Below are 13,542 nucleotides of genomic sequence, written 5' to 3' on the forward strand. Positions count from 1 at the left end.
TCTTTTGGAGTATAATTGTAATATAAATTCACACGCTCAATTCTCGCGGTTACATTTTAACCACAAGTGGATAATAAATATCTAAATCATAGCGTTATTTATAAGATGTTAAGCTAAATCATCTTTAGTAACACTCACACCTTTAATCTGAGCAAACACCTGATCACCGACTTTTAGTGCTAATTCATCCGCAGCCCATGCAGTAATATTAGCCCACAAATGGGTTTCACCAATACGTAATTTTACTTCCACTCGCTCGTCTTCAGCATGATGAATTTTATCTATCCTTGCCGCAAGAATATTACGAATACTGCTCGCTTGAGGATAATGGCGAGCAATGGATACATCATTAGAAAAAATACGGACGCGTATCCATTCTCCTCGCTGATGAGGTAACTGTGTCACCCATAATGAAGCATCGTGACTCAACATCACTTGAGTTAATGCATAACGGGGATGGTTAATATTAACCCGCGCACTTAATAATGAACTCTGCTCTTTTACGGGCAACCACGGCCGCATTTCAGGAGAACTCCACACAGAATTAACATGCCCTGAAATCAATACCTTACCTTGATTAAGCATCACCATTGAATCAGCTAAGCGTAAAATTTCATCTAAACTGTGGGTCACATAAATAATCGGTGTATTAACCTCTTTGGCTAACTTCTCCAAATAAGGCATCAGTTCTTGCTTGCGTGGCATGTCTAATGACGCTAAAGGCTCGTCCATTAATAACATATCAGGCTTGGTCAATAATGCTCGCCCAATGGCAACTCGTTGCTTTTCACCACCAGATAACGAAGCGGGATACCGTGATAATAGTGGCGCAATACCTAATAGATTAACCACATCATCAAAATGTTGTTGATCGGCATGTTTAACGCCGTAATTCAAATTACCTTTTACCGTGTAATGCGGAAACAAACGCGCATCTTGAAATACATAACCAATGTTGCGTTTATCAGCACTTAACGCTATACCTTGCTGACTATTAAATAAGACACGATCACCAAGCTGTATATAGCCATCATCAGGATGACTTAACCCGCTTAGCACATTCACTAATGAGGTTTTTCCTGCGCCAGAGCGTCCAAAAATAGCCGTAATACCCTGCATAGGAACATCAAGATCAATCGCTAAAGCAAGATCACCTAATTGTTGGGTAAAGCACATTTTTAATCGCTTTTGCGCTGTTTTAGTGCTCATTACGCTGCCCCCAACCGTTTTCTGGCAATACGGGTCAACCATTCAGACGCAAACAATGATAATAATGCGATCACAATAGCGACGATACATAACCTTGCCGCTTCACTTTCCGCACCAGGGGTTTCAATAAAGGAATACATTGCTAAAGGAATGGTTTGAGTTTGCCCCGGAATATTAGACACAAAAGTGATCGTCGCGCCAAACTCACCTAAGGCACGCGCAAAGGCTAGAATTGTCCCCGTAAGAATGCCAGGGATCATTAATGGCAAAGTGATCGTCATAAATACTCGAACCGACGATGCACCTAAAGTAAACGCGGCTTGTTCTAGTTTCTTATCAACGCCTTCTAATGCTAACCGAATGGAACGTACCATTAATGGAAATGAAACTACCGCGACTGCTAATGCAGCACCTCGCCAACTAAAGCTAAAGGTAAAGCCAAACCATTCATAAAGCCATTTACCAATAGTACCTTGACGACCCATGGTGATCAGCAATAAGTAACCAATAACCACCGGTGGTAACACTAATGGTAAATGAATCAGTCCATCTAATAATGATTTACCCCAAAACTGACGTCGAGCCAATAACCACGCACAACCAATACCTAACGGTAAACTGAATATCACCGCGACACTGGCAATTTTCAAACTTAAAAATAACGCTTCTAATTCATATTCAGTTAGCACTAACCACAATCCTGTAAAACTTTTATTCGTTATAGCAATAGCATAGGTACTTATTTACTGACAGTCAGTAACGATTTAACGCCTATGCTTTATTTGCTGTTTTTTAACATAATACCGAATAAAACATAAAAGGTACTAAGCTTTCACTCAGTACCTTATCATTGACTCATTAGTAATATGTATTTAACAACCTACGCTACTATTTTGTTACTTGATCAAAGCCATAAGATTTAAAAATCGCAGCGGCTTGAGGCTGTTGTAAATATTGATAAAAGCCTTTTGCAGCTGGCGTCACATTGCCTTTAACTAATGCCATTGGGTACACAATCGGTTTATGCGAATCAGCAGGAAATTGATACACTGTTTTTACTTTTTTAGAAATTTCAGCATCTGTTTTATAAACAATCCCCAGTTGGGCTTCCCCTCGTTCAACTAACACCAGCGCTGAACGCACATTATTGGCGCTGGCTAATAATGGTTGTGCTTGTTTCCATAATCCTAAAAATTCTAATGCTTGTTTTGCATAAATACCAGCAGGTACATAGTTAGGATCACCAACAGCTAAACGGGTACCGTCTAATGCTTTGGCTAAATTCCAATTGGCACTTACTTTGATTTTATTTTGTGGATACGCCAAAGGAGCAACCATCACTAAGCTATTTCTAACGATGTCTTTACGGGTATTGGCCGCTATTGCCCCTTGCTGCTCGGCATAATCCATCCATTTTTCATTGGCTGATAAATAAATATTGGCTGGCGCACCTTGGCTAACTTGACGCGCTAAAGTCGAGGATGATGCAAAGGATAATGTTGTTTCTACACCTGTTTTTTGTTGGTACTTAGCAGCAATCGCGTTTAACGCATTCGTAAGTGACGATGCCGCAAACACCGTCACTTTTTCAGCTGCTAAAGCGGGTTGTGCAAATAGAGATAATACAGCAGCGGTGATGACAGCAGATTTAAATGACATAACAGACTCCATAATATTTCGATATATAGTAATGTATATATCGCTATTTACCAACTATATTTTTATGCCAAAAAGTAATATTTACAAATAAGATCAATCTACTGTCAAAGATTAAACATGCAAAATTCAAACAAGCAATCGATTTCCATTTCTAAAATTGAGCGTTTTTATGCCATTTATGCGTTAATTTTATTACCCCAACAAGATCTTGATCACAAATAGAAGTAATCAATAAAATAGTTATTTTCATTCATTTATTGCACTGTATTATCGGCGAAAATCCATCGGTTCGGTAATTCACTATGTTTAAAAAAACGTTACTTGCTGTTTCTCTTGCTGCTACTTCACTTATTAGCACATCAGCTTATGCCATCGAAAATGTTGATTTGTTAATAAAAAATGCGACAGTGCTCACCATGGATCAAGACAAAACTGTATTTGATAATGGCTTAGTCGCAGTAAAAGGCAATAAGATTTATGCCGTTACTGATGGTTCGAATATAAGTGAATACAAAGCAATCAAAACCATTGATGCGGATGGTGATATTGTTATGCCTGGTTTAATTAATGCTCATACTCACGCATCAATGACTGTTTTTCGCTCAATGGCCGATGACGTGCCCGATCGTTTACACCGTTATATTTTCCCGCTAGAAAAGAAACTGGTTTCGCGTAATATGGTCCGTATTGGCGCACAACTTGGCAACGTAGAAATGCTTAAAGGTGGCGTAACAACTTACGCTGACATGTATTACTTTGAAGATGAAGTGGCTAAAACAGTCGATCAAATAGGTATGCGTGCCATCTTAGGCGAAACCATTATTCAGTTCCCAGTGGCAAGTGCTAAAACCCCAGAAGATGGTATTAAATATACGCTTAATTTTATTGAGCAATATAAAAACCACCCGCGTATCACACCAGCCTTTGCACCACATGGCCCATATACTAACTCAACAGAAACACTACAAACCATTGCCAAATTATCAATCCAGTATGATGTGCCTGTAATGATGCACCTTGCTGAATCTAAGCGTGAACGTGAAGTGATTGCTAAGCGTTCTGGCGGCCTATCGCCGATTAAATACATGGAATCGATTGGCGCACTTAATTCAAACTTCTTAGCCGCGCACGTCATTGATGCTAATGATGAAGATATCGCTATTTTGAAAAAGCACGATGTTGGTGTCGCCCACAACATGAGTGCCAATATCAAATCAGCCAAAGGCGTCGCACCTGCATTGAAAATGTTTAACGATGGGTTACGTATTGGTTTAGGCACTGATGGCCCGATGTCAGGTAACACCCTAAGCACGATTGATGAGTTTAACCAAGTAGCTAAAGTACACAAACTCGTTAATAAAGATCGCGCAGCAATGCCCCCTATCAATGTGATTGAAATGGCAACCATTGGCGCTGCACGTGCATTACACATGGAAGATAAAATTGGCTCTTTAGAAGTGGGGAAACTGGCTGATATTATCGTGATTGATACTAAAGCACCCAACATGATCCCTGTTTATAATCCATATTCTGCATTGGTGTATTCTGCTTATGCGACCAATGTTAAGCACTCAGTGGTTGACGGTAAGTTGCTTATGGAAAATCGTAATATTCTGACGGTGAATGAAAAAACAGTGCGTGATGAAGCATTAAAATTTGCTGATGTCGTACGTAAAACTGTCGTTGAAAGTGGCGAAATCGTACAATAATACTTACGATAGTTATTTAGAGAAAAGAGTGTTCAGCACTCTTTTCTCTTTTTTATGCTTATCTAACATGTAAGCGATATCGCGCTAATTACTCAGGTGCTATACGCGCAATACCTCTAATGGTTGGCTGCACGACGGCGATCATTTTTCGCATTTTTTCATATTGAATATCTTCAATCACAAAGCCTGCATCAATAATCGATTGCTCTGTATTTCGATTTAAATGGCAATTATCTGCAACTCGACGCCAAATAAAATTAAGCCGTTGTTGCCAATGATAACAACGAGAATTTGGCTCTGCAGCAACATGCTCTAAAAAAATAAAGCGCCCAGTTGGTTTAAGAACCCGTTTAATTTCTTGTAATGATGCCGCCACATCTTTAACCGAACAACACACTAATGACACGAAAACATAATCAAAAAAGTCATCATCACTGTCAATATTCTCGGTTGAACAAGATAAAACTGTCGCCTTAATATTAGGTTGTGAATGCAATTTTTTCTCCAATTGCATCCGCATATGTGAGTCAGGTTCAGACAAATAAAGCGCTAATGATGGTTTTTGTGGATAAAGACCCAAACTAGCCCCCGTTCCTGCACCAATTTCCAGCACATTACCCTCTACATTTTCAAGCAATGTTCGCCGCCATTCAACCAAACAAGCTTCTTCCGTATATTTCATTACATTATCGTAAAAAAAAGCAGTAAAAAAAGACATTAAAATGCTCCAAAATTATATATAGTCACCATATCATTTTAAAAGTCACAATCAGAGTTTTTAGCGAATCTTTATGATTAACAATAAAATAAAAGCATAAAAACGTAAAAACTTGCTAATGATTGACCACACAGATAATATTAACAATAGTCATCCGTAGTCATGTGAAATTAAATGAGCATTAAGCAAAGAATAACCAGCGCTTACCGTTATATTGAACCGAATTTATTTTTTATCGGGCTATTTGGTAGTATAGGTTTCCCTGCTTATTATTTAATCTGGACTTATCTCTTTCCGCAGCCTTATGAAAACTTACCATTACGCTTAGTCTGCGCATTCCTCTTTTTGCCCTTTGCTATTAAATCTCAGATGCCGAGCTTATTTTCTCGTTATAAAGAGAAACATTTTGTTTTTACTATCTGTTTTTGCTTACCTTTTTTCTTTTGTTATATGATGATACGTAATGAATGGTCAGTTGAATGGATAATGTCTTTTATGGCTGCCATCTTTTTATCCATTATTATTATCTATGACTGGTTACTTATCCTGATATTTACCACAATAGCAGCAAGCAGTGCCGCTCTACTCGGTTATATGGCAATGGGAAATATTGGAATTGGTTTCCATTCCTCATATCTTATTGTATTCAGCTTTTCTTATTTCACTGGTATTTGCTTTAATTATCGCAACCGAATAGAAATTGAAAGTAAGCAATTATTTTCACGTTCATTCAGTGGTGGTATCGCTCATGAAATGCGTAATCCTCTTAGTGCGTTATATGCTTCTCAAGAAGTACTCTTAGAGCTGTTACCTGAAAATTTAACCGCAGATCCTCAGCAAAATCGTCTGATCTCAAATGCTGAAATACATAAATTACGCACTATTATTAAAGATAATATTTCAATCATAAACAATGGTCATAACACCATAAATCTGTTGTTAAGTTCAATTGACAGTCAAAAAATATCGCCACAATCGTTCAATAACTTGTCGATTAATGATGTCATTCATAATGCACTTAATGTATATGGCTACCAACAGAAAAGTGACAGAGCATTAGTGTTTTTTCAAATAAACAAAGATAATACTTTTTTTGGAAATGATATTTTACTACGCTATGTTTTCTTTAATTTATTAAAAAATTCTTTTTTCTATAAAGAAACAGCCAATTTTAAAATTATCATTTCTGTTTATAGTAAAAAGAATGAAACAGTTATAAGCATAAAAGATTATGGTAAAGGCATACCATCATCATCAATTAAAAATATTTTTACTGAATATTATACATCAGGAAAAGAAAACAACACTGGCTTAGGTTTATCTTTCTGCAAAAAAGTCATTAATGCCTTTTCTGGAACCATTGAATGTTATTCAACTGAAAATATATCTACAACATTTATTATTAGATTACCGATGATCACCTCACCGATAATCGATAAAATGCAATATGACCTAATGAGCACTAAAAAAATATTACTTTTAGGTGATAATAGCAAAATTTTAACAGATATGAATCATCTCGCTTTCTTTTATAATTTCACATTTAATAATCAAAAAATAACCGCTTATAATACTATAAATAACGAAAAAAATAGTTATGACTGTATTATCATTGATATTAATGAAATCGATAGTGAATTATTAGTTAAAATATATAACCATATAGCGACTACAACTATAAAAATCATACTGATTCAGCATCAACATAACGCTAAAAAAATCACACTCTCAAAAACACATAAACCATATTTATTAAATTATAATCATATAGATACATTACAAAAAAAATTAATAACCCACATTTTCACCCAAAGAATACCAACCAATATTTCACAGAAAACAGTTCATTCAAATAGAGCTAAGATTATGATTGTTGATGATAATATGTCATTACGGTTATATTCAGGTATTCTATTAAAAAATTCAGGTTATGATGTTGTCGAAGCAGATAATGGACAAACAGCCCTTGATTATTTACAAGAAACAACGGTTGATCTCATTTTAATGGATTCTCAAATGCCAATCATGTCAGGCATAGACGCAACCAAAGAAATAAGAACTAATAATAAATATAAAGCACATCAACATATACCTATCATCTGTTATTCTGGTTCCTTAGATTATACGCATAAAAAAGAATTAATGAGTATTGGTATTAGTGATTTCCTTCTAAAACCATCTTCTAAATCAACATTATTAGATATTGTTAACAAATGGTTGGAATAATAAAACCAGAATAAAGAGTAGGTATCATCTTATTACATACCTACTCTTAAATTATTATTTAACTACAAATTTTCATACTAATTATATTAGTAATTATTATAATGCTAACTCACAACGCATTGATAAACACGCATCTAAAATAATATCTATCTCTTTATCTGTTAATTCACTATTAACAGAAAATCGAATCAAATTTTTATTTTTTGGCGTTGCGGGTGAACAAAAAACAGAACCAAAAACATTCATATCCTCTAAATGATCCCGCATTATTTCTGTATTGGTTGCATTACCTGTTTCAAGAGCAATTATTTGTGATTGGCTTTGAATATTAAATCCAAGCTTAACTAATCCATTACGTAATTTATCAGCTTGCTCAGCTAAGCGTAAACGACGATCATCACTGTTTTTAATGACCTCTAATGTCGCCTCTAATACCGCTATTTCATGGGGTAATAACGCTGAACTAAAAATAGCTGGACGTGCAACAAACGGTAATGCTTGTCCTATTTTGTTACTACATAATATCGCCCCTGCACGATAAGCAAATGCTTTCGCTAGACTAACCGTTATAAAATCAACATCATCAGTTAAACCTAATTGAGCAACTAACCCTGTGCCTTTTGGTCCATGAGTACCTAAAGAATGTGATTCATCAACCAAAATAGCACAACCATAATGCTTAGCGAGCGCGACAATCTCAGTCAACGGTGCAACAGTGCCTAATGTACTATAGACAGAATCAACGAGAATAAGTCCCGGTCCATTACGCTTTATTAATTTCTCTAAGTGGCGAATATTATTATGTAAAAAGCTATGAATCTGAGCTTCTGCAATTCGAGCGCCTTCCCATAATGACATGTGTGCAAAAAAATCAATATAGACAGGTGTATTTATAGGTAAGATTGTCTGAATTAATCCAACATTAGCCGCCCATCCAGATTGAGACAAAATACAGTGTTCAAAGCCAGTATAATCAGCGAGTTGATGTTCAAAAGAATGATCGTCTTCTTTATGTAAAAATATCGCAGACATAACAATATCTTTTTTATTATTGCTTAATGCCTCTATATGAATGTCTCGAATATATTCATGATTTGATATAGCAAGATAGTCATTACTCTGTAATAAAACACCATTTTCTGTCGGTTTTTTCCCTAAAACTAAATGTTGTTGATTTTTTCGAGGATAAATAAGCTCTTCTAGATGAAATTCAATTTTTTTTTATAAACTCAGGTAATGGTTTAGATAAATTATGCATGTTCATTGATATTTTCCTTTTAATTAATAATCATGTTATTTACATATTTATAAATAACGGTGATATATTTATAAATAACGGTGATATATTATTATTAAATTAAAAATACACAACAAATTATTCTATATCTGTTTTATAAAAAATACTAATAACATTTCCATTTGCTATAAATGATCTATTTTAAAGATTAATATTATGAGAAACTGTATTATAAAATAATAACACTGAGAATATAATGAAATACAATGCAGCAATTTTTGATATGGATGGATTATTGCTTGATACTGAAAAAGTGTGTATGACCGCATTTAAACAAACATGTATTGAAATGAATATTCCATTTAAGCAGGATGTCTACCTTTCTATCATTGGGCGTAATCAGGCAGGTATTAAGCCAATTATCGAACAAGGCTATGGTGAGCTATTAGATTATAGTGTATTTCATCCACGTTGGATGCAGCGTTACCTTGCCGTTGTTGAACATCAAGCTATTCCCGTAAAGCATAGTGTTATTGCTTTATTAGAATGGTTACAAACACACAATATTCCCATGGTCGTAGCGACATCGACTCACAATGCATTAGCACAAAAAAAACTTCGTCTCGCTGGCCTCAACCACTATTTTTCACATATCACCAGTGGTGATGAAGTTACTCATGGGAAGCCGAACCCTGAAATATATCTTCTTGCTGCACAACGTCTGAACATTGATCCTAAACTATGTATTGCCTTTGAAGATTCTAACAATGGTGTAAAGGCTGCGGTGTCTGCCAATATGGCCACACTACAGATCATCGATTTAGTCGAACCAGACGCTGATACTCGCGCTTTAGGGCACCATATTTTTAATACTATGGATGAAGCATTAACGTTTTTACAATCACACTAATAGAACATACCAATCTAGAGTGTAAAACTAACAATATTATTACTTGGGATTACCACATTAACAGAAACAAAAAAGCCCACAGGCTATTAACCTGTGGGCTTTTTTTAGTGAATAGACTTTACTTCACTGCATTTGCTATTTGTGTCGTTAACTCACCAACAGCCGTTGATAATGCTTCTACTTGAGCGCTATAACCATCTTTTACTAATGGCACGCTAAACTCAAACGGATGCACTGTTTGCAAATCACCACTTGCACCAATGACCATCCACTCACCAGCAACCTTAGCGACACCGGTATATACACCATTAAATTGGTTAATACGAACCTGTAATCCAGGCGCTCCCGCAGTTGATAGTGTCGGTGTTAACTGTGTTGCCCATAATTGATGCTGCTTTTGGCGTAAATCATGAGTAATACGACGGGTTAGCTGTTTTGATAATGCCTCCCCCCATAAGTTTTGCTGTGCTTCAACCATCTCTGTTGCTGATGTTTGATAAACTAAACCAGTTCCAGATAAATGTGCAGCAACTTCAACCGGACGTACAATCAATAATGGTTGATTATTGACATGCGATACCATTAACGTCTTACCTGCTGGTAACAAGAAGGTATTAATTCCTTCAGGCGTACTACTACAACCTGTTACAGCTACAGTAGCAGCAGCGATAATTAACCATTTTTTCATTATTAACGACCTCCAACAGGTACAGGATCTTTTGTTCTCTCATCACCAAATACAAGGGAATTTGGTTTTTCATTTAGTTGGCGTAACACAGGTTTAAGTTCAGTCATCACTGCTTCAAAACGTGTTAATGCACCTTCAAGATTCTGATATGGCGCAGCATTAGGACCAAAGCCACTTAATGTTGATTGAATCTGCTTTAGACTCGCACGAACATCACCAGGCAATGCTTGGGTATCTTTTTGTTTTAATAAGTGATCTAAATCATTGATCGTCGTTTGCATCGTTGCCATGGTTTTTTCAGATGCTTTTAAGGTTGCCGTCATTGAATTTAATGTATCCTCAACAGGCAATTTATTAAATTTATTCAATAAATTTGTTAGCTGTTTTTGTACTTCAGCTAAATCACCCGCTTTGGTTGGGAAGATATCATAACCATCATATTCCAATGTCTTAACTGGCTTTTCACCTTTATAGACATCCGTGCCAACATACAATGCACCGGTCAGCAAATTACCCGTTTTTAATGTTGCCCGTAGGCCTTTCTTAAATTCTTTTTCAAGGTTTGCATGTAATGACGTTAACGTACCTTCATCGGTATGATCATAAACACGCCCAAGGTCAATTCGTATTAATACTGGAATCTGCTTGCTCGTAAAACCTTCTTGGCTTGTTGGTAAACGCAGTGGCACTTTTTGTACCGTACCAATTTGAATACCACGATATTCAATTGGAGCCCCCGCTTTTAAGCCGCGAATGGATTCACTAAATAACATGACAAAATCAAGATGTTGTTCAAACATTTTTTCACGAACTTCAGCCGCATTCTCATATAGACGATAATATGATTTTTGTTTTAATTGTGAACTGCCTTGATCATCTGCAGGTGTCGTAAAGGTTACACCACCAGTAATTAACGATTCTAATGAGCCAATCTTAACATTGAAACCTTCGGCACCCATTTTAACTTGGACACCAGAACTAAGAACAAAATGGCTGCTGGTACGAACTAAACTATCATAAGGTTCAAAGATAAATAATTGATAATTAGCCCGTTTACTGTTGATATCAAAACTTACTTGCTCAACACGACCAACGGTAAAACCATCATAAAGCACGGGATCACCCACACCTAATTTACCCGCTTGACGGCTAGTTAAAATAACGCGTAACCCTTTTGCATCCGCAGGTGCAACCGGCGGTACATCTAACGCAACGAAATGATGCTTATCTTCTTTACCTTCACCTGGCTGCATTTCAATATATGAGCCAGAAAGCAACGTATCTAAACCAGAAACGCCACCTTTACCAATGCGCGGCTTAACCACCCAGAATAAGGTGTCATTTTTAAGCATGCGCCCAGTATCATTGTCCATTTGAGCCGTAACAGTAATATAACTATAGTCTTTACTTAATTGGACTTTTGTTACTACACCAACTTTAACATTTAACGATTTAATCGCGGTTTTTCCAACTTCAATACCCGAAGCATTTGGCAACCGAATAGTAATCGTCGGTCCTTGGCTATTTAAATATTGAATAAACATCCAAAGACCAATACCTAACGCAACCAATGGCACAATCCATATTGGTGATACTTGTTTCAAATGTTGTACTTTAGCCTCTGTCGGCTGGTTATCACTCATCATCTGTTTTCTCATTTATGTACACTAGGTACTACTGAATTAGATTCAACAGTATCTAACTCTGAATCTTGTTTGTAAGATTTACGCTTAGGCGTCCAAAATACACGCGGATCAAAACTCATGGCGGATAACATTGTAAATATCACTACAATAGCAAAGCATAACGCTGCAGGGCCGGGTGAAATTGCCATTACATTTTGTAATTGAACTAAAGCTACCAAAATAGCAACCACGAAAATATCAACCATAGACCAACGACCAATAAGCTCGGTTAAACGGTATAATTTTAAACACTTAATTGCTATCTGGGTAGAATCATCTATTCGTTTACCTGCACAAAAATATAGCCATGCTAAAGTAAACATTTTAGCCATCGGAATAAAAATACTGGCCATAAAAATGACCAAAGCAATGGGCCATGAACCCATTTTCCAGAGTAGAACTACCCCCCCTAGAATCGTAGATCCTTCCGTTTGACCTAAACTCACGGTGTACATCATTGGATATAAGTTAGCGGGAATATAAAAAACGATGGATGCAATCAAATACGCCCAAGCATATTGTAATGAATGGTTAGCATCAAAGACGTGTAATCGACTATCACAACGTAAACAACGCGCATGATGTGTTGTTGGCATTGGATTTATTTGATTACAGGCATGACATCCAACATGGTTATGATCCATATGCGTATCACCATCATGAACCCCATCAACTGGCACCATAGCAAAAAACCGATCCCACAACCATGTTCTATCAACTAATGAAACACATTTAATAACTAGTACACTATAAAGGCAAAAAGCCCAAAACGAATTGCCTAAACCAATATGTGCTAATGCTGATATTTTAACAAGGCTCACTAAAACGCCCACTAAAAACACATCAACCATTAGCCATGGTTGGATTTTAAATAACATTCGACATAAAAATTTAATCCAGCTGCGAGCATGGATAACATGACCAATATTCTTTACTTTGTTAGCGCGGTAATAGAGATATAAAACGAGCACTATATACATAGCAGGAAAAATAATTACCGTCGTCATTAACAAAACAGCTAACACGCTATTTTCAAAATGTTGTAATGTTTCAGCCGCATTTAAGAGCGTAATTTGGTGCCCCATTCCATTTACAGTAAAAGATAAAAATGGAAATGAAAGACTTAATGTTAGCATGATTAAACACGCTATGCCGTAAGCAACAGGACGTTGAAAGGGCAAACTAACGGCTTTTATTAAAGTATGACTACAACGAGGACACGTCGCTTTTTCACCTTCATTTAAATTAGGGATATCAACAACCAACCCACACTCTTCACACGCAATCATCATTGATTGTTGCACGTCAACCGCCTTTCGTGCGAGTTTACTTTCTTTACTCAACGTACATCACCTATGACAAATAAATCTGATAGTATAGTTTACTAACATATTAAAAATCATTTCAAAAAATAAACACATGCCCAACGAATTATCGTCGACCAACCCAAACTACGTTATAAATAAAAATCATGGTTATATACAGCGTTTATTATGTTTAC

General features: G+C 36.3%; 10 protein-coding genes and 1 pseudogene. 3 read left to right on the top strand and 8 right to left on the bottom strand.

From position 1 onward, the window contains the following. Positions 1 to 108 precede the first annotated feature (108 nt). From modC to modA, 3 genes are all read right to left on the bottom strand, one after another. Complete coding sequence (gene modC, locus GLP24_RS01000) at positions 109 to 1,209, bottom strand: molybdenum ABC transporter ATP-binding protein ModC (RefSeq protein WP_101769460.1); 1,101 nt, start codon at positions 1,207 to 1,209, stop codon at positions 109 to 111. Further along, positions 1,209 to 1,898 carry a molybdate ABC transporter permease subunit gene (gene modB, locus GLP24_RS01005; RefSeq protein ID WP_101769461.1) on the bottom strand — a complete coding sequence of 230 codons (690 nt, stop codon included), beginning with the start codon at positions 1,896 to 1,898 and terminating at the stop codon, positions 1,209 to 1,211. The genes modC and modB overlap by 1 nt, the downstream gene beginning before the upstream one ends. Positions 1,899 to 2,097: 199 nt before the next feature. Next, positions 2,098 to 2,868 (bottom strand): molybdate ABC transporter substrate-binding protein, encoded by a 771-nt coding sequence (gene modA, locus GLP24_RS01010; protein ID WP_101769462.1) that lies wholly within the window; start codon positions 2,866 to 2,868, stop codon positions 2,098 to 2,100. A gap of 302 nt (positions 2,869 to 3,170) precedes the next feature. On the opposite strand from modA, the gene GLP24_RS01015 reads away from it, so the two are divergent. Continuing rightward, positions 3,171 to 4,577 (top strand): amidohydrolase, encoded by a 1,407-nt coding sequence (locus GLP24_RS01015; RefSeq protein ID WP_221944530.1) that lies wholly within the window; start codon positions 3,171 to 3,173, stop codon positions 4,575 to 4,577. 88 nt (positions 4,578 to 4,665) lie between these two features. On the opposite strand, the gene GLP24_RS01020 is transcribed toward GLP24_RS01015, so the two are convergent. Continuing rightward, entirely contained in the window at positions 4,666 to 5,295 is a 630-nt protein-coding gene (locus GLP24_RS01020) for a class I SAM-dependent methyltransferase (protein WP_101769464.1), read from the bottom strand. A 174-nt stretch (positions 5,296 to 5,469) separates the two neighbouring features. Here GLP24_RS01020 and GLP24_RS01025 point away from each other — a divergent pair, with 174 nt between their 5' ends. After that, on the top strand, positions 5,470 to 7,521 hold the full coding sequence (locus GLP24_RS01025; RefSeq protein WP_232615401.1) for an ATP-binding response regulator: 2,052 nt from the start codon (positions 5,470 to 5,472) through the stop codon (positions 7,519 to 7,521). Positions 7,522 to 7,617: 96 nt separating this feature from the next. Here the strand turns inward: GLP24_RS01025 and cqsA are convergent. Beyond that, positions 7,618 to 8,785, bottom strand: a pseudogene (gene cqsA / locus GLP24_RS01030) (alpha-hydroxyketone-type quorum-sensing autoinducer synthase). Positions 8,786 to 9,014: 229 nt separating this feature from the next. Between cqsA and GLP24_RS01035 the strand changes: the two are divergent. Next, positions 9,015 to 9,668 carry an HAD family hydrolase gene (locus tag GLP24_RS01035; RefSeq protein WP_232574658.1) on the top strand — a complete coding sequence of 218 codons (654 nt, stop codon included), beginning with the start codon at positions 9,015 to 9,017 and terminating at the stop codon, positions 9,666 to 9,668. A gap of 118 nt (positions 9,669 to 9,786) precedes the next feature. Here the strand turns inward: GLP24_RS01035 and GLP24_RS01040 are convergent, their stop codons facing one another. The 3 genes from GLP24_RS01040 to GLP24_RS01050 are packed head-to-tail and all read right to left on the bottom strand — an operon-like array spanning position 9,787 to position 13,333. Continuing rightward, positions 9,787 to 10,356: a PqiC family protein gene (locus GLP24_RS01040; RefSeq protein ID WP_101769467.1), complete on the bottom strand. Its 570-nt coding sequence runs from the start codon at positions 10,354 to 10,356 to the stop codon at positions 9,787 to 9,789. Between the two features lie 2 nt (positions 10,357 to 10,358). Continuing rightward, entirely contained in the window at positions 10,359 to 11,999 is a 1,641-nt protein-coding gene (gene pqiB, locus GLP24_RS01045; protein WP_101769512.1) for an intermembrane transport protein PqiB, read from the bottom strand. 11 nt (positions 12,000 to 12,010) lie between these two features. Then, positions 12,011 to 13,333: a paraquat-inducible protein A gene (locus tag GLP24_RS01050; protein ID WP_101769513.1), complete on the bottom strand. Its 1,323-nt coding sequence runs from the start codon at positions 13,331 to 13,333 to the stop codon at positions 12,011 to 12,013. Between the last annotated feature and the right edge of the window lie 209 nt (positions 13,334 to 13,542).

The sequence above is a fragment of the Photobacterium carnosum genome, assembly GCF_021236965.1.
GTDB classification, from domain to species: domain Bacteria; phylum Pseudomonadota; class Gammaproteobacteria; order Enterobacterales; family Vibrionaceae; genus Photobacterium; species Photobacterium carnosum.